Origin of the sequence: Aromatoleum sp. (genome assembly GCF_035254505.1) — a bacterium.
Classification (GTDB): Bacteria; Pseudomonadota; Gammaproteobacteria; order Burkholderiales; family Rhodocyclaceae; genus Aromatoleum.
The window spans coordinates 16,422-34,633 of sequence record NZ_DATFAO010000043.1; the positions used below are offsets into that span (position 1 = coordinate 16,422).

An 18,212-nucleotide genomic window follows, 5' to 3' on the forward strand; every position below is an offset into this window, starting at 1 on the left:
GCTTTGGCGGCTGCTCGCGGCGTGTGCCGGACAAGTTGGCGCAAGAGGTTTAGTGGAAGTCGCGGCTGCTCGTTTCGAGCCGGCCCAGCCAGGGGCTGAGGTCGACGAGCCGCTTGGCGAGCAGATGCACGACGCGGCCTTCGCGCTGGAGTTGGCCATAGACGCCCAGCAGGCGCGCGCCGAGGAGTTCGCGGCGCTGGCGCTCGGCGAGGTCGGCATAGACGACGACGTTGGTCATGCCGGTCTCGTCTTCCAGCGTCACGAAGATCACCCCGCCAGCGGTGCCCGGGCGCTGCCGGCCGGTGACGATGCCGGCGGCGCGGGCGAGCGCGCGGTGCTCCATCCCGGCGAGGCGGGATGCGGGCAGGAAGCGCTGCTCGGTGAGGCGCGCGCGTAGCAGTGCCAGGGGATGGCGGCGCAGCGTGAGGCCGGTTGCGGCATAGTCGGCGACGAGTTCCTCGCACTCGCGGGGAGCCGCCAGCACGGGCGGCGCCTCCACCAGCGGGACGTCGTCGAAGAGGTCACCCTGCAGCCGCACGCCGGCGGCTTGCCACGCCGCCTCGCGACGATGGCCGGCGAGCGGCGCCAGCGCGTCGGCGGCGGCGAGGAGGTCGAGCGCGCGTCGGTCGAGGTTGGCGCGCGCGGCGAGGTCCTGCACGTCGCGGAAGGGGCGTGCGGCGCGGGCGGCGACAATGCGCAGCGCAGGCGCCTCGGGGAAGCCCTTGATCTCGCGCAGGCCGAGCCGGACGGCAGGGCGGTCGTGCTCGGGCAACCATTCGAAGCCGCTCTCCCAGTCGCTCGCGGTGACATCCACCGGCAGCACCGTGACGTCGTGGCGGCGCGCATCCTGGATCAGCTGGCTGGGCGCGTAGAAGCCCATCGGCTGGCTGTTTAGCAGCCCGCACAGGAAGGCTTCCGGCTCGTGGCGCTTGAGCCAGGCGGAGCTGTAAGCGAGCAGCGCGAAGCTTGCGGCGTGCGACTCGGGAAAGCCGTATTCGCCGAAGCCTTCGATCTGGCGGCACAGTGCCTCGGCGAAGGCGGGGTCGTGCATATTGTCGGCCATCCCCTGGCGTAGTTTTTCCTGGAAGCGCGCGATATGGCCCTTCTGTCGCCACGAGGCCATCGCGCGCCGTAGCTGGTCGGCCTCGCCGGGCGTGAAGCCGGCCGCGGCGACGGCGAGCGCCATCACCTGCTCCTGAAAGATCGGCACACCCTCGGTGCGTTCGAGCACGGCGCGGATCTCTGCCGGCATGCGCGCCATCTCGCGCCGGGCGCCTTCCGGGTCGGCGCGGCGGGCGAGGTAGGGATGGACCATGTCGCCCTGGATCGGCCCGGGGCGCACGATCGCCACCTGCACGACGAGGTCGTAGAAGCGGCGTGGCTGCAGCCGCGGCAGCATCGCCATCTGGGCGCGCGACTCGACCTGGAACACCCCGATCGAATCGGCGCGGCACAGGGCTTCGAAAGTGGCTTCGTCCTTCGCGGGAATGTCCGGCAGGCCGAAGGGGCGGCCGCGGCGCTGGCTCACGAGTTCGAGGCTGCGACGGATCACGCTCAGCATGCCGAGCGCCAGCACGTCGACCTTGAGGAGACCGAGGATTTCGATATCCTCCTTGTCCCACTGGATCACCGAACGGTCGACCATCGCGGCGTTCTCGACCGGCACGAGTCGCCCTAGGGGTCCGCGCGAGATCACGAAGCCGCCGACGTGCTGTGAGAGGTGGCGGGGAAAGCCGACGAGCATCTCGGTCAGCGCGATCCACTTTGCGACGCGCGGGCTCTCCGGCGCGAGGCCGATTTCCCGCAGCCGCTGCGGCAGCGCCTCGCGCTTGTCCCACCACGCGAGCGAGCCGGCGAGCGCGTCGATCTCTTCGCGGCCGAAGCCGAGCGCTCGGCCCGCGTCGCGCAGCGCGCCGCGGGTGCGGTAGCGGATCACGGTCGCAGCGAGTGCGGCGCGTTCCCTAGAATATTTCTTGTAAATGTACTGGATGACGATTTCGCGCCGCTCATGCTCGAAATCGACGTCGATGTCCGGCGGTTCGTTGCGCTCCTTCGAGATGAAGCGTTCGAAGAGCAGGCTTGCGCGCGTCGGGTCGACTTCGGTGACGCCCAGCGCGTAGCACACCGTCGAATTGGCCGCCGAGCCGCGGCCCTGGCACAGGATGCCTTGGCTGCGCGCGAAGCAGACGATGTCGTACACGGTCAGGAAGAAGGGCTCGTAGCCGAGTTCGGCGATCAGCGCGAGCTCCTTCTCGACGCCGGCCAGTATGCCCTCCGGTGCGCCGCTCGGATAGCGCCTGGCGAGCCCGGCGAGGGTTTCCTGGCGCAGGTAGGCGGCGGCGGTGAGGCCCGGTGGGACGATCTCCTCCGGGTACTCGTAGCGCAGCTCCGCCAACGAAAATTCGCAGTGGCGGGCGATCTCGATCGTCTCCGCGAGGAGTTCCGGCGGATACAGGCGGGCGAGGCGCAGCGGATGGCGCAGATGTCGCTCGCCGTTCGGGAAGAGGGCATGGCCGGCTTCGAACACGGAGGTCCCGATCCGCAGCGCAGTGAGCATGTCCTGTAGCGGACGGCGGCCGCGCGCATGCATATGGACGTCGCCACTTGCGACAGGGGGTAGGCCGCAGTCGGCAGCGAGCTCGAGCAGCCGATCGAGACGCGCTCCGTCGTTGGGGCCGGCATGCAGTTCCACCGCGAGCCAAGCCCGGCCGGGGAAGCGATCCGCGATCCAGCGCCCGTCGTCGACGTCGGCGTTCTCTTCCGGCAGCCACAGAGCAAGGCAGTCGGGCACCGCGCCGCCAGGCGACGGCGATTCAAGGTCCCCCCGCAGTAGGCGGTAGCTGCCCTTTTCCGAGCGACGCCGTGCCAGCGTGATCAGTGCCGAGAGATTGCCGTAGCCCGCCCGATTGCAGGCGAGCAGCACCAGGCGCAGGCCGCAGGCGAGCCGGAACTCGGCACCGTGGATGAGTTTCAGCGTGAAGTCCGAGCCGGCCTGGTGCGCCGCCTCGTCGAGTTGGCGCCACGCGTCGAAGGCCCGCACCGCCCCCGCCATCGAACATTCGTCGGTCAAGGCCAGCGCGGCATAGCCCAGCTCATACGCCTGGGCGACCAGTTCCTCGGGATGCGAAGCGCCGCGCAAAAAGCTGTAGTTCGAAAGGCAGTGCAGTTCCGCGTAGGCGGGCAGGGGGGGGGCATGGCGAATTCCGTCCTGCATGCTCACGCAAAGAGCCCGTGCAGCCACCACGACTGCCCGTCGCGGAAGATCCACAGCCATTCCCCTTGCGGGCTCAGCGCGACGAAGTAGTCCCGCTGCACGTCGCCGAGGCCTTCGCCGCCGTCCCACCAGCCGCTTTCGATGCGCTCTGCGCGTGTTAGCAGGCGCAATCGTCCCTCATGACAAGGTGCGCCGTTCTCTTCCGCGAGCGGCCGCGGCTCGGGCAGCAGCCACAGCGGGCGGGGGCCTGAGGGTGCTTCGCTGGACCGGGCGGCAGCCGGTTCGGCCACCGGGCGGCTCGCCTGTTCGGGGCGATGATCGGCGACCGCAGTCAGGCCATGCACGGCCTCCGGACCGAGCCGTGCGCGCAGGCGCTCCACCACCGGTGCGAGACGCGTCGTGCCGCCATGGCCGAAGAGCACGGCGTTCGTGCCGGGCAGAGCATGAGGCTCCGGCGCTTCCAGCCCCAGGCTGACTACCGGGGCGACGAGTTCCAGACGGTCGAGGCGTTCGCGCAGCACCCGCTGCAGGCGCTCCGGGTCGCGCGTGGGGCTGGCGAAGCCGAGTTCGACCCGGGAAGGCGGCCGCCCCTCGTGAAACAGCATCAGGTGACAGGACTGGATGCCGGCGCAGCGCACCGCGAGCCATCCCGCCAGTGCGGCGAGCAGGCGGCTCGCGGCGAACAGCAGGCGGGCCGCGTCCTCGACCCGTGCCGGCAGTTCCAGTCCGTCCCGGAAGTGTTCGGGAAAGACGAAAGGCGGGCGCAGGTCAGGGACCTCTCCGAGGGCCCGGGCCAGCAGGCCGGGCAGTTCGGGGCCGAAACGGTGGGCGAGGCCCGCGCGGGGCAGCACCATCAGGTCTGCGAGCCGCCATACGCCGAGCGTGGTGAGTCGGCCCGCGGTGCGCTCCGGCACAGCCAGTACGCCGACCGGCAGGGGGGCGACGGCGGCGCGCAGCTTGGCGTCATCGACGAGGGCTGGCGGCGGGCCATCGACCGGCGCGCAGCGGGCGAGCCACTGCGCCGCGAGCGGCGTGGGCGCGAGTCCCCACTGACGGGCGAAGCCCTGTTCGGCATAGCTCGCGGCGATCCGCGCGAGTAGGGGCGGCAGGCCGCCGAAGAGGCGCAGGCAGCCGCCGATCTCGAGCAGCAGCTCGTCCGGCGAGGCGATGCTCACTTGGGGGGTGAATTCCCCGGCCGCGCAGGCAAGTCGGTGTAGCGCGTCGGTTTCCCCGGCGAGATCGCGTTCGCGTCCGATCAGGCCGGGGACGAGGCCCAGTGCGCCCGCCAGCCGCATCCCCGAACGCACCCCGGCGACGGTCGCGGCCTCGTCCGCCACCGCCACCCGGCCGCGGTGCAATGCCACGGCCGGGGGCGGGAGGGAGAGGGTTTCCACCGCGAGGCGGGGAAAGCGCAGGGCGAGCCACAGCATGGTCACGAAACCGGAACAGGGTGGAGTGCGATCGGTGTCATCCGACGTGCCGTGCGACGTACCGTTCTCACCGGTCGCTTCACCTTCAGGATCAGCGGGGCGGCCAAGGGCGGGCCGCGGCGCTTGAACAGCGTGACGGCGAGCCCGTCGGGGGCGGCATCGAGCGTCAGGCGCAGCGGCGCCGGCGAAGCCATGCCGGCCTGAGCCGCCGGGCGGAACAGGTACACCGGCCCGGGGTGGGATTCGCTTGCGAGCTGCAGACGTCGCAGTTGCCGGGTGTCAATCTCGGGTAGCCAGGCGAGCAGCCCCGACAGCGCACCGCTCGCGAGAAGTTGCTCGCAGGCCCATGCCGTCTCCTGGCCCTCGGCCCGGATCACCAGCAGGCGCTCCAGCGGCAGACCGTTCGCCTGCCAAGCCGGGGCGTGCAGCGGCCACGGCGGCGCCACCGCTGCGATCCAGCCATCCTCGGCGACCAGTCCCGCCAGCGCGGGCAGCAACAGCGTGAGCTCGCCGATGCCCTGGCGGGCCTGGAAAACCTCAGTCAGCTCACCGCAGGGCCATCCACCGCCGGGCAGCACCGCATCCAGTGCCGGAAAGCCGCTTGCCACGCCCGACACCGAAGAAGTGGCCAGCCGTGCCCCCGACCAGAGGTCCGAGCGCTGAAGACTTTGCAGTAGGGCAGAGGCGGACAGGGACATTCCAAGAGGCGACGCGGGTGGTTAGTAACTGTAATTTTATACAGTATTTAAGTCCGCGCAAGACGAGCCCGCAGGAATGGAGTGATGTTATTGTCATTTAATGCGAGCCAATTGCCCGCTCAGTCGTCGCCCTGATCCGCCATTTCCGGAAACAGCACGTCCGTGAAACCGAAACGCGTAAAGTCCCGCACTCGCATCGGGAACAGCACGCCGTTCAGGTGATCGCACTCGTGCTGTACGACCCGCGCGTGAAAGCCTTCCGCCTCGCGGTCGATCGGATTGCCCGCCGGGTCGAAGCCCTGGTAACGGATGCGGCGATGGCGCGGCACGACGCCGCGCAGCCCCGGCACCGAGAGGCAGCCCTCCCAGCCTTCCTCTTCCGTCGCGTCGAGCACGGTGATGACCGGATTGACGAGGACGGTGCGCGGCACCGGCGGCGCGTCCGGATAGCGCTCGCTGCGCTCGAAGCCGAAGATCACGACCTGCAGCCCCACGCCGATCTGCGGCGCGGCGAGGCCCACGCCACCTGCCGCGGCCATCGTGTCGAACATGTCTCCGATCAGCGCGTTGAGCGCCGCGGTGGCGAACTCGTCGACCGGCGCCGCTGGCTGCAGCAGACGCGGATCGCCCATCTTGAGCAGTGTTCTGATCGCCATTCAGATCGCTCCGCCTTCCCTGAGCGCCCGGATCGCCGTCGCGTCGTACCCGAGCGCGCCGAGCACTGCATCCGTATGCTCGCCCAGCGCCGGCCCGAGCGACTCCGCCTCGCCGGGCGTGAGCGAGAGCTTCGGTACGATGCCCGGCATGCGGCATGAGCGTCCGTCGGGCAAGCTCACCGTCTGCAACATTTCCCGCGCGAGGAATTGCGGATCCGCGAACATGTCCGGGACCGAATAGATACGGGATGCCGGTACCTCGGCCGCGGCGAGCGCCTCCAGCACCGCGGCCTCGTCGTGATCGGCGACCCAGGCATCGATCAGCGCGTAGATCTCCTCGCGTCGCGCGTCTCGCCCTGCGTTGTCCGCGAGTGATGGGTCTTCGGCGAGATCGTCGCGGCCCATGGTCTGCATCAGCCGACGGAAGATCGCATCGCCGTTCGCCCCGATTGCCACGTGCTTGCCATCCTTTGTGGTGTGCGTGTTGGAGGGCGTGATCCCGGGCATGATGTTGCCGGTGCGCTCGCGCACGAAGCCGAACACGTCGAACTCCGGCACCAGCGATTCCATCATCGCGAATACCGCTTCGTAAAGTGCCACGTCCACCACCTGCCCGCGACCGCCATTGACCTCCTTGTGGCGCAGCGCCATCAGCGCACCGAGCGCGCCCCACAAGGCGGCAATCGAATCGCCGATCGAGATGCCGGTCTTGACCGGCGGCCGGTCCGGAAAGCCCGTCACGTAACGCAGCCCGCCCATCGACTCTCCGATCGCACCGAATCCCGGCTGCCGGGCCATCGGTCCGGTCTGACCGAAACCCGACAAGCGCAGCATGACGAGGCCCGGATTGATCGCCGACAGCGCCTCCCAGCCGAGGCCAAGCTTCTCGAGCACGCCCGGGCGAAAGTTCTCGACCACAATGTCCGCCTGCGCCACGAGTTTTCGAACGACTTCGATGCCGTCCGGATGCTTCAGATTCACCGTCACCGACTTCTTGTTGCGCGACTGCAGGTACCACCAGAGCGACGTGCCTTCGTACAGCTTGCGCCACTTCCGGAGCGGGTCGCCGCCGTCCGGCGATTCGATCTTGATCACCTCTGCGCCGAACTCGCCGAGAATTCGCGCCGCGAAGGGGCCGGCGATCAGCGTGCCGAGCTCGACGACCTTGATGCCGGAAAGGGGTTTGAGAGTGGCGCTCGTTGCCATGGCGCTCCGGATGCGTTGGCGGGCCGACTTGCCCGGGAGCACGAAGGGTACCGCCATTTCCAGCCCGACAGACGTCTCAAAACCGACGCCGCAAATGAAAAAGCCGCTGAACCTTGCGGATCAGCGGCTTTCGAAATCGTGGTGGTGATGGGCAGAATCGAACTGCCGACCTATGGGTTATGAATCCGTGTTCCAGATAGCTCATGTAGATTAACGAATCTTAGCAAGTCTATACAGGGCAATGGTTTTCGGTGATACTCACCTTAACGGGCTAGCACGGAATATGACGTAATTTGCTGGCTCATGCTAGCCCGGTGATAGCCCGCCGGATGCGAGGTGAGTTGTGGCGAACAAGTTCAAGTTCACGAAGGGCGCAATTCAAGCCCTGGAATCCCCGCCGGTCGGCATCCGGCTGACCGTCTACGACACTGAAGTGCCGAAACTCGCCCTTCGCGTGACCCATGCCGGCACCCGAACCTTCTACGTGGTGAAGCGGGCCGGCACGAGTATGGTGTGGGTGAAGCTGGGCACTTTCCCCGAGATGACGGTCGAGCGGGCACGCGGGGAGGCTGTGAAGTTGCTCGCCGAGTTCGCGAGTGGCACGAATCCCGCAGAAGCCCGTCGCGCGTTCAAGGCTGAACTCACGGTGTCCGGGTTCTTCGCTGAATATGGGACTCGGCATGGCGAGAAGAAGCGCGCGTGGTGCGCCGATCAGCAGCGGTTCCGAGATTACCTGCTGAAGCCTCTTGGGGCTAAGAAACTGTCTGTAGTCACGCGAGACATGATCGCACGCGTTCTCCTGGACGCGGAGAAGGCCGGCAAGTCGGTGGCAACGGTGCGCAACATTCGCGCACTCGCGTCGGGCCTTTTCGCAAAGGCAGTGGAATGGGGCTTCCTCGACCGGAATCCGGCGCAAGGGGTGAAGGTAAGCGGGAAGAAGGTGAGCCGCGATCGATTCTTACAGGCCGACGAACTGCCGCGGTTCTTTGCGGCGCTCGCCGAAGAGCCAAACGACACCTTGCGTGACTTCATTCTCCTGGCGCTGCTCACCGGTGCTCGCCGGGCAAACCTGTGCGCGATGCACTGGAGGGAGATCGACCTGCGGGCTGGGGTGTGGCGGATCCCTCGCACCAAGAACGACGAGCCGCAGACGGTGACCCTGTCGCCAGAGGCGGTGGCGATTCTTGAAACGAGACAGCCCACGATAGGCGGTGGTTTTGTCTTTCCTGGTGACAGCGCTAGTGGCCATCTCGTTGAGCCGAAAAAAGGGGTAATGCGCGTCATGGCGCGAGCAGGTATCCCCTATGGTCGCGACGTCGAGAACGGAGTAACGCTCCATGACCTGCGGCGCACCTTCGGAAGCTGGCAGGCGAGGACGGGGGCCAGCTTGGCGATCATCGGCAAGAGCCTGAACCATAAGAGCCAGCAAGCGACGGCGATCTATGCGCGGCTCGACCTAGATCCGGTGCGCGCGGCCGTCAATACGGCGACTGCAGCGATGTGGGAAGCCGGCGGCCTGAAAGATGGGGCAGAAATTCTGCCGTTACTTATCAAACGGAGTGGGCAATGACGCGTTTCCCCGAGTGGGCTCCGACATCGTTGGTGAGCCGGCGCGATCAAATGTTGGACTCGCGTGCGCTTCGGCAGCAAATGAATGACGAGATGGGAGAGCTCGACGACCGCGGTTTCTGCCCCCATGGGATAGCAAGGCAGGCCAAGGTCGATGACAAGGTTTTTGGGGCATTGGAGCGCCTGCTCGCGTCACCGGATATGGAGGCGGCCTGGAAGGCGTTGGGGCGCCCCCTTGAGTCGAACGACCCCTTCGTTCGTCGGAATGGCATGGACGTGCCCTGGATGCTGTGGTTTCTCGTCGAAAAGGAGCTCGAGTCTTTTTACGAGCAGATTGACGGTGCAAATACTGCGGCTGTCAGGCGAAAGAATTTGAAGGCAGCGGAGGGGCAGGCAAAAAAACTGCTTGAGGTCATTGGCGCAGCGCGTGAAGTGGCGGTAGTCGCGCGCGATGTGCCAGCTCGCTACCTCGACCGACAAAACTGGCAATTTCGGGAGGCTCGCGGCGAGCGTATCGGATGGGAAGAGACGGCGAGCCCAGGAGTCACGCGCGACGCTGATTGCGCTGAGTTTCGCTGCGAGTCATGGGAAGACGAACTGGAGGATGAAAGGATTTCCCGCTGGTCGGAACGGGCCCTGCCTCGGCGTCTGGAGTTCTGGGCGAGCAGAGCGGGAGAAGTGAGCCTGCAGGATCACCTGCAGTTCTTCATGGAAATGATTCAGGTGGAGGCCGAGAGGGAACCCCGGATCAAGCAGCCGGGACGCGGCGAAGACGCACTGCGGCCTCTTCTAATCAAGCTCCTTGACTGGTTCATGCACAAATATTTTTCCCAGCCGCTGCACGACACCGTCGCGCGGATTGCCACGGCGGTCCTCGATCTGAAAACGCCTCTGACGAGGGACGATATTCGGGGCTACTTAGCGACCACACGGGAATAAAGTCGACGAGAACCGGCGAGTTTCTTCCCGTTTCAGACTTCGTCACTTATTCAAAACTTCGCCCCCGATACGGCGCTTGGCCGGAACCCTCGGAGGCGAATAATGACGACGCAAAATCTCGCAAACCTTATCGCGGCAGGCGCAGACCTGCTCAATGAAACATCCGCGGCGATGCTGCTCAACGTTTCCCCGGGCACGCTGTCGGTGTGGCGTTCGACGGGCCGTTACCGTTTGCCGTTCGTGAAGGTCGGACGCAAGGTTCGCTATCGTCGCGCGGATCTCCTCGCGTGGCTGGAGGCGCGTACGCGCGGCAACGGCGCCACGGCGTAACGGGAGGGCGACAGCATGTCCGTCGATCACCTCTCCCACTGCGAGGATCCGCTCGCCCAAAAAGAATCGGCCCACATCGCGAACGATGAAGGCCGACAGCAAAGTTCCGACGCCAATCTTAACCTAGTCTCTCCTGCGCACGACGCGCACCAGTCAGCGCCGTCCGCGTTTGTGCCGGAAGTTTTCGCCGACGGCCAGACGAAAACCTGCAAAACCGGCGAAACCTGTGCCGCTGTCTCGAATGCCGATTTCCTCGATGCCGTTTTCCACGCACAGGTCGAGGCGGCCCGCTCGCGCGTGGTCAGTTTCGCCGGGCACCCCGCGACGGTACCGCCGCAGTCCTGGGGCGCGCGTCCGGCTAGTGACGAACTCGTTGGCACGCACAACAACTACTTCACCCTGAGCAGCTTCTACGACGATGAGGCGGGACATTTTCGCCGCACCAAGAAGGCGTTTGCAGGGCTGCACGCGATCATGCTCGACGATCTGGGCAGCAAGGTCGATCGCGCGCGCGTTACCCTCGCGCTGTCGTGGCTCATCGAGACCTCGCCCGGCAATTTCCAAGGGGGGCTGATCCTCGACGAGCCGCTGCGGGATGCGGAAGCGGCTGACCGCCTGATGAAGGCCATCATCGTGGCCGGTTTGTGCGATCCGGGTGCGGGCGGACCGACTGCACGTCTGGCGCGTTTGCCTGTCGGCATCAACGGCAAGCTCGACCCTGTCTTCTCGTGCCGCCTCATCGAGTGGGCGCCCGAGCGTCGCTATTCGGTAAAGACCATTCTCGGCTGCCTGGGCGTCGCCCCCATGCCGCTTGACCGTCTGCCGGCCCGCAATAAGGTCGTCGGTAGCCACGCGCCGCATTCGAGCCCCGATGAGGTGTTTGTCGCCGTGCCCAACGACAACCCCGTTCTCGTGGAGCTCCGCGCGCAGGGGCTGTACAAGAAGGCGCTCGGCAATGGTAAGCATGACGTCACTTGTCCTTGGTGCTCGGAACATACTGCCGAGGTTGACGGCGGGACGGCGTATTTCGAGCCGGGTGACGGCTTTCCCGTTGGCGGCTTCCGGTGCCTGCACTCGCACGGCGATCGCCTCCATATTCACGAACTGCTCGCGTATCTGGGCATCGACCCGATTTTCGCGAGGATGAAGCCCATCCTTCGTGTCCAGGCGGGGGCCCTCGATCTCGTGGTCGATCGCGCCGAGCATCTGCTGGCCCAGACCGGTCGTCACTATCAGTCGGCCGGCCTGATCGTGACGGTTCAAACCAATCCGGCGAATGGCGAAACTGCGGTCGTGCCGGTCACCCAGCGGGCTCTGCTGCGCGCGTTGGCGCGTGTCGCGGACTGGCAGCGTTACGACGCGCGCTCCGACGCATGGAAGTTCATCGATCCGCCGGAAAAGCACAACGCGGTCCTGTTCGACATGACGGACTACCCGCACCTGCCGGTACTGCGTGGGCTCGCGCGCCAGCCCTACCTGCGCAACGACGGCGCCATTGTTACCGCAGCGGGATACGACCCCGCGACCGGCTTTTTTGGTGCTTTTGAGGCCCGCCAGTACAACATTCCGGATCATCCGACGCGTGACGACGCGCTCAGCGCGCTCGCCGTGCTTGAAGACGCATTGACCGAGGTCGCCTTCGACGCCGACATCGATCGTGCAGCCGCACTCTCGGCCATGCTGACGGCGTCCGTTCGCGCCAGTCTCCCGACGGCGCCGGCCTTTCTTGTCGCGGCACACGCGATCGGTAGCGGAAAGTCGTTCTTGGCGCGCATCATCAGCGCGATGGCGACGCCGCAGAACGTGCCGGGCATCGCGTTCCCCGGCGACGCGGACGAAATGCGCAAGACCCTGATCGCGCTGCTCATCAAGAGCCCGGCCGTCATCAACTTTGATGACCTGAATGGCGACATCTTGCCGAGCGAGGCGCTCAAGACGACCCTGACCGAAGAGTTCATTGGCGGGCGACTCCTCGGCGTGAGTAAGGACGTGACGGCGTCGACGCGCACGCTGATGCTCTTCTCCGGCAACAACGTGGCACCGGTGCGCGACATGGCCCGGCGCGTGCTGACGATTCGTCTCGATCCTCGTTGCGAAAACCCGGTGGCGCGCGCCTTCAAACGCCCGCATCTCGATGCTGAGCTTCGCGACGACCGCCCGAAGTACGTGGCAGCCGCTTTGACGATCAGCCGCGCCTGGTTTCAGGCCGGTTGCCCGATGTCGCCCGTCAAGCCGTTGGCCTCGTATCAGCGCTGGTCCGAGTGGTGTCGGCAGCCGCTCTTGTGGCTGGGGCAGCCCGATCCCGCGTCGCGTCTCTTCGAGCAGCTTGCGCATGACCCAGATGCGGAGCTTCTCGGCCGCGTCCTGATTGGCTGGCAGGAGGCGCACGGCAATACGCCGATGTTGCTGCGCGATGTCGTTCGCCATGCCGAGTGCAGCGGTCACCCGGACTTTCTGGAGGCGTTGCGCGATGTAGCGGAGGAGCGGGGCCTGATAAACCGGCGTCGTCTGGGATGGTGGCTCAAGCGCAACGTCGGACGCATCATCGCGGGGCGCAAGTTTGAGCGCTGCGGCAGAGCACGTGGAGCAGAGTCCTGGCGCGTTGTGCAGGTTTCGCAGGTTTCGCAGGTTTCTCAGGAGCCTCTGCAGAAAACTGTCAGCGTGACTGATCAAGCAGCATCGACAGTGACGGCCATTGGCGGCCAGCCTGAGGGCGCAGCACGTTGGAGCAATCCGGCGATGATGGAGACGTTCTAATGGGCGCCCCGGAGTTCCTGGACCAGCTCAATGCCGAAGGTCTTGTGGTTGTGGGCGACGGCGACCACCTGTGGGTCGGGCCACGTGATCGTCTTACGGACGGCCTGCGCGAGCAGATCACGTGCTTCAAGGCCCAAATGCTGGGTCTGGTTGCGCATCGCCACTGGATGGTCGCGTTGCCCGATAGAACGATCCTGTTCACGGTGCCGCAAGGAATGACGCGCGCGGAGGTGCTGCAGCACTATCCGACCGCCCTCGATGCGCAGCCGCGACGGGGCGTTTGAGGGCCGTAGCTCGACGAGCGGACTGGGGGGGCGGTCCGCTCCCTCTTTCTTGTGCACAGGGCGGCTACACGGGGGGAGTGGTTCGCAAGAGCGCTCTGGTACGCACGCAGTACGCACCCCCTTCGCGCGCGCGAGGCCCCTCGGGCTCGACTTGTAGCGTGCGGCGATCGGCATACGGGCCAGCAACTGTACCTTTTGTCCGAGTTCGCCAGTACCAGCGCCGCGAGGCGCGGCCGCTCGGGTGATTGTGCTGCGTCCCGTAACCATCGGCGCCGAAGCGCGCCATGTCCTGAGTAATCCGGTCCGGCAGGTCGACGAGCAGCATCACCGAGCCCGGCAGGCGCGACGAATAACTGCCCTCGCCGACAATCTGGCCGGCCTTGACGTAGATGAGGCGGAAGGTCGCGATAAACCTGCGCAAGGGGCGCTAGGTCGCGGGGGGTGTCGATGCGTTGGTCGGTGAGCTGGTTTCCGCCGAGGGCGACGAAGCCGTTGTAGAGGCGCGATCCGAGTACGGAGGCGGCGAGTCGTCCAGCACGAACACCAAGGTACCGTTGCGCGAGGTCCGCAAGAGCCGTTCGTCCAAGGTCGCGTTGGTGTTCGGTGGTGTCGGGTTGGGTGTCGGGTTGGGTGTCGAGGTGGGCATAGGGGGCGTCCGGCGAGGGGGGCGGCGGCGGGGTTACGGCATCGCTGCGCGGTTGTCCAGCAGCGACTCCAGCAGCAGCGATGCCGCGTCCAGCGGGTCCGTTTCCTGCAGCAGGTGCTCCGCGGTCAGATTCTCCTCGCCCAGCGCTTCCCCGGACGCGAGCCGCGTCAGGCGCAGCGGCCCCATCGCGTCCTCCAGTTGCAGCAAGAGGTAGGCCGGCTCCACGATCGTCTTCACGCGCAGACCGTTGTCCAGCCCCCAGCGCATCAGGCTCAGGCAATACAGGGCGTGCGGGCTCGCGCCCCAATCCGTCTTGCGCAGGAAGCTCGCTGCGGCCTGGTTGAGCGGGTGCTGATTGGCCTGCTCGGTCGCTGACAGTTGCGCTCGGTCGGTTGGCACGGATGATCTCCAGTAGGTGCGGCAGGTCGGCGACGTGATCGACCTTGCCCGTCATCACCGGCGAGCCGTCGGGCTTGACCTTGTCGATGACGAGGATCTGATTGTCGAAGGTACGTGCCGTACTTGGCGTACTCCTTGCCGCTGATGCCGATGTTCGCTCTCACATTGTAGTCGGCGCCGATCTTGTCCCACCACGCTTTGAAGGCGGGGCGGCCGGCGGCCATGCCTTCGCCGACGATCGCCGCCAGCCGCCCGCGGGGGGCGAGGCGCTTCAATGCCTGCTCGATGCGCTTGGCGCCGTTCATCGTGTTGCACGCCATTTCGGCCCACACGGCGAGGGCTCCACCATCACGTCGTCGGCGCTCAGGGCGCCACCCAATTGGCGATGAAGGGGAGCATCGGCAGCGTCGAATACGAGGGGCTCGGGATTGCCAGGAATGGCATGGAGCCGATCGTGGTACGCACTCGGTACGCACCCCTTACGCGCGCGTGAACCGGTAGCGCGGCGTTTGTCATAGGGCGTTGTCTTGCCGTTCCGCCCGCTTCCCGCAGGTACAATCCCGCTCTTTGAATGAGACTGAGGTCTAGCGCCGTGACCACAGCGGTCGATCCCTTCATCCTGCGCTGGCAGAAAGCCGGCGGTAGCGAACGCGCGAACTACCAACTCTTCCTCACTGAGCTCTGCGCGCTACTCGACCTCCCGCAACCCGAACCGGCCGGCGACGACACCCGCGACAACGCCTACGTGTTCGAGCGCCGCGTCGTGATGCGCCGGCCCGACGGCAGCAGCAACAACGGCTTCATCGACCTCTACCGGCGCGGCGCCTTCGTGCTGGAGGCCAAACAGACCGGCAAGACGCTCGATTCTTCCGGATGGGACAAGGCGATGCTGCGCGCCCACAACCAGGCCGACCAGTACGCGCGCGCACTGCCCGCTGACGAAGGCCGCCCGCCCTTCATTCTGGTCACGGATGTCGGCCGCAACATTGAGCTGTACGCCGAGTTCAGTCGCTCCGGCGCGACCTACACGCCCTTCCCCGACCCACGCAACCACCGCATCCGCCTCGAAGACCTGCGCCGCGAGGACATCCGCGAGCGCTTGCGAACGGTGTGGCTCGACCCGCTCGCGCTCGATCCGGCACGGCGCTCGGCACGCGTCACGCGCGAGATCGCCGACCGCCTCGCGACCCTTGCCAAGTCGCTCGAAGCCGCCGGGCACGCGCCGCAGAAGGTGGCCGGCTTCCTGATGCGAGCGCTGTTCACGATGTTCGCCGAGGACGTCGGCCTGCTGCCGGTTCGCAGCTTCACCGACCTGCTGCTGAGCCTGAAGGATTCGCCGCTCACCTTCGCGCCGATGCTCGAACACCTGTGGCAGAACATGAACGTCGGCGGCTTCTCGCCCATCCTGCGCGGCAACGTGCTGCGCTTCAACGGCGGGCTGTTTTCAGACGCCACCGCGATCCCGCTCGACCGCGACCAGCTCGAACTCCTGCTGAAAGCCTCGCAGGCTGACTGGCGCTACGTCGAGCCGGCGATCTTCGGCACTCTGCTCGAACGGGCGCTTGATTCGCGCGAACGCCACAAGCTCGGCGCGCACTACACGCCGCGCGCCTACGTCGAACGTCTCGTGCTGCCCACCGTCATCGAGCCGCTGCGCAGCGAATGGAAGGAAGTCCAGACCGCCGCGCTCGCCTTCGAGCAGCAGGGCAAGCACAAGGAAGCCGTCGCCGAGATTCGTGCCTTCCACCGCCACCTGTGCGACGTGCGCGTGCTTGACCCGGCCTGCGGCAGCGGCAATTTCCTGTACGTCACACTGGAACACCTGAAGCGTCTCGAAGGCGAGGTGCTCAACGTGCTGCATGACCTCGGCGAATCGCAAGGTCTGCTGGAGCTCGAAGGCGTCACCGTCGACCCGCACCAGTTCCTCGGGCTAGAAATCAACCCGCGCGCCGCGAAGATCGCCGAGATGGTGCTGTGGATCGGCTACCTGCAATGGCACTTCCGCACCCACGGCTCGGTGAGCCCGCCCGAGCCTGTGCTGCGCGACTTCCGAAACATCCAGCACCGCGACGCGCTGATCGAATATGACTGCGAGGAAATCGTGACCGACGCGGCGGGCCGCCCGGTCACGCGTTGGGATGGCGTCACCTACAAACCCAGTCCCGTCACCGGCGAGCCGATTCCGGACGAGCGCGCGCAGATCGTGCAGGTGCGCTACGCGAATCCCCGCAAGGCGGAGTGGCCGCAAGCGGATTTCATCGTGGGGAATCCTCCTTACATCGGTGCTCGTCGCATCCGTCAGGCGCTCGGAGATGGGTATCTCTCAGCCCTACGGAGTACCTACGCGGAAGTTCCCGAGCATGCCGATTTAGTCATGTATTGGTGGGCGATCGCCTCGGACGCTGTCGGAGCACGCGCCGCCCAGAGTTTCGGCTTGATTACAACGAACAGTCTGAGGCAGAGCTTCTCGAGGAAAGTTATTGAAACCTCATTCGAGCGCAATCCGGCCTTGGGAATCAGATTCGTGGTACCCGATCATCCTTGGGTAGACAGCTCAGATGGCGCCGCAGTAAGGGTCGCGCTGACAACAGTTAGCGCGGACTCGTCGCCCGGGGTCGTCGCGCGTGTTGTGCGGGAGCGCCCTGCGGGTGACGGGGAAATCGAGGTCGATCTCACATTCGAATCCGGGCATATCACTCCGAATCTGACCATCGGGGTAGATCCGGGTCAGGCGCGAGCATTGAAAGCCAACCGGTCGATGGCGTGCGTCGGATACCAGCTGACGGGGCAAGGTTTTGTGGTCACTGAGGAGCAGGCCAAGAAGTTGGAAGACGGCGGCAACCTTCACGGTATCGTGCGTCCATTAATGACTGGCCGCGACATCACACAACGATCCCGGGGGCTGTACGCAATCGATCTTTTTGGCCTGAGCGAAGCTGACCTTTTGCGCCGTTACCCCAGCGTTTACCAATGGGTTGTCGAATGGGTGAAGCCTGAGCGGGATCACAATAACCGGACGGCGCTGCGAGCGCGTTGGTGGATATTCGGAGAAGCCCGAAGCACGTTTAGACCCGCTCTTCTTGACGTCTCGTCTATCGCTGTGACATCGCTGACAGCGAAACATCGAGTCTTTGTCAAAGTCCCTGCCGATACTATCTGCGACAGCACGACGGTGATGTTTGCCATGGACGATCTCGGCACACTTTCGAGCCGCATTCACGTCTGTTGGGCGCTAGCGGCAGGGGGAACCCTTGAAGATCGGCCGCGTTACAACAAGAACGTCTGCTTCGAGACCTTCCCCTTCCCCGATGCGACCCTCGACCAGCAAGCTCGTATCCGCGACCTCGCCGAACAGCTTGACGCCCATCGAAAGCGCCAACAAGCGCAGCACCCGGACCTCACGCTGACCGCTATGTACAACGTGCTCGAAAAGCTGCGGAGCGGCGAGGTGCTGTCGGCGAAGGACAAGGCGATCCACGAGCACGGGCTGGTGTCGGTGTTACGGGAGCTGCATGACGCGCTCGACGCCGCGGTGTTCGACGCCTACGGTTGGAACGACCTCGCCACCGCCCTGGTCGGCCGCCCCGGCGCGACCACCCCGCTGCCAGACAAGCCGGAGGCACTGGCCGACGCAGAGGGAGAGTTGCTGCGCCGCCTCTTCGAACTCAATGCCCAACGCGCCGCCGAGGAAGCGCGCGGTCTAGTGCGCTGGCAGCGCCCCGAATACCAGAACTCCGGCGCTGCCGTGCCGCAACAGTTCGAGGTTGAGCTTGGTGAGATGGACGAGGTCGAGGTCACTCCTGCCGTGCCCGCCGGCAAACTAGCATGGCCGAAGAACATGCGTCAGCAGGTCGCCGTCGTGCGTGCCATGCTCGTCCGACAGAGACTACCGCTGGAGGCGATCGCCGGTCAGTTCAAGCGCTCTCCGAAGGCCGCTGTGCTCGCCGTGCTAGAGGCCCTGGAAGAGCTCGGCATGGTGCGGCGCGAAGGTGAGGCGTACGGTCTCCAAGGCTAGGAAGCTGTGACGCTGGTCACGGTTGTAGGAGTCCGGGCGGTCGCGTGTCGGGGCGGGGATGCACCCTGT

At 65.9% G+C, this 18,212-nt stretch carries 12 protein-coding genes; 6 read left to right on the forward strand and 6 right to left on the reverse strand.

All coding sequences use genetic code 11. From position 1 onward, the window contains the following. Positions 1-49 precede the first annotated feature (49 nt). From VJ673_RS06515 to VJ673_RS06535, 5 genes are all read right to left on the reverse strand, one after another. Entirely contained in the window at positions 50-3,214 is a 3,165-nt protein-coding gene (locus tag VJ673_RS06515; protein WP_324125314.1) for an error-prone DNA polymerase, read from the reverse strand. 2 nt (positions 3,215-3,216) lie between these two features. Next, positions 3,217-4,644 carry a Y-family DNA polymerase gene (locus VJ673_RS06520; RefSeq protein ID WP_324125244.1) on the reverse strand — a complete coding sequence of 476 codons (1,428 nt, stop codon included), beginning with the start codon at positions 4,642-4,644 and terminating at the stop codon, positions 3,217-3,219. A gap of 2 nt (positions 4,645-4,646) precedes the next feature. Beyond that, positions 4,647-5,342, reverse strand: a complete 696-nt coding sequence (gene imuA / locus VJ673_RS06525; RefSeq protein ID WP_324125245.1) for a translesion DNA synthesis-associated protein ImuA — start codon at positions 5,340-5,342, stop codon at positions 4,647-4,649. A gap of 119 nt (positions 5,343-5,461) precedes the next feature. After that, on the reverse strand, positions 5,462-5,998 hold the full coding sequence (def, locus tag VJ673_RS06530) for a peptide deformylase (protein WP_324125246.1): 537 nt from the start codon (positions 5,996-5,998) through the stop codon (positions 5,462-5,464). Continuing rightward, positions 5,999-7,204 (reverse strand): CaiB/BaiF CoA transferase family protein, encoded by a 1,206-nt coding sequence (locus VJ673_RS06535; protein ID WP_324125247.1) that lies wholly within the window; start codon positions 7,202-7,204, stop codon positions 5,999-6,001. It lies immediately after the preceding gene. 343 nt (positions 7,205-7,547) lie between these two features. On the opposite strand from VJ673_RS06535, the gene VJ673_RS06540 reads away from it, so the two are divergent. The 5 genes from VJ673_RS06540 to VJ673_RS06560 all read left to right on the forward strand — a co-directional run bounded on the left by VJ673_RS06540 (position 7,548) and on the right by VJ673_RS06560 (position 13,083). Next, positions 7,548-8,774: a tyrosine-type recombinase/integrase gene (locus VJ673_RS06540; RefSeq protein WP_324125248.1), complete on the forward strand. Its 1,227-nt coding sequence runs from the start codon at positions 7,548-7,550 to the stop codon at positions 8,772-8,774. Then, on the forward strand, positions 8,771-9,712 hold the full coding sequence (locus tag VJ673_RS06545) for a hypothetical protein (RefSeq protein WP_324125249.1): 942 nt from the start codon (positions 8,771-8,773) through the stop codon (positions 9,710-9,712). The genes VJ673_RS06540 and VJ673_RS06545 overlap by 4 nt, the downstream gene beginning before the upstream one ends. Before the next feature lie 102 nt (positions 9,713-9,814). Continuing rightward, positions 9,815-10,042: a helix-turn-helix domain-containing protein gene (locus VJ673_RS06550; protein WP_324125250.1), complete on the forward strand. Its 228-nt coding sequence runs from the start codon at positions 9,815-9,817 to the stop codon at positions 10,040-10,042. A gap of 15 nt (positions 10,043-10,057) precedes the next feature. Continuing rightward, positions 10,058-12,799: a hypothetical protein gene (locus VJ673_RS06555; protein ID WP_324125251.1), complete on the forward strand. Its 2,742-nt coding sequence runs from the start codon at positions 10,058-10,060 to the stop codon at positions 12,797-12,799. Continuing rightward, a complete protein-coding gene (locus tag VJ673_RS06560) occupies positions 12,799-13,083 on the forward strand; it encodes a hypothetical protein (RefSeq protein WP_324125252.1) in 285 nt (94 codons plus the stop codon). The genes VJ673_RS06555 and VJ673_RS06560 overlap by 1 nt, the downstream gene beginning before the upstream one ends. A gap of 679 nt (positions 13,084-13,762) precedes the next feature. Here the strand turns inward: VJ673_RS06560 and VJ673_RS06565 are convergent. Beyond that, complete coding sequence (locus tag VJ673_RS06565) at positions 13,763-14,128, reverse strand: hypothetical protein (protein WP_324125253.1); 366 nt, start codon at positions 14,126-14,128, stop codon at positions 13,763-13,765. Positions 14,129-14,699: 571 nt separating this feature from the next. On the opposite strand from VJ673_RS06565, the gene VJ673_RS06570 reads away from it, so the two are divergent. Beyond that, complete coding sequence (locus VJ673_RS06570) at positions 14,700-18,143, forward strand: class I SAM-dependent DNA methyltransferase (protein ID WP_324125254.1); 3,444 nt, start codon at positions 14,700-14,702, stop codon at positions 18,141-18,143. Positions 18,144-18,212: the final 69 nt, after the last annotated feature.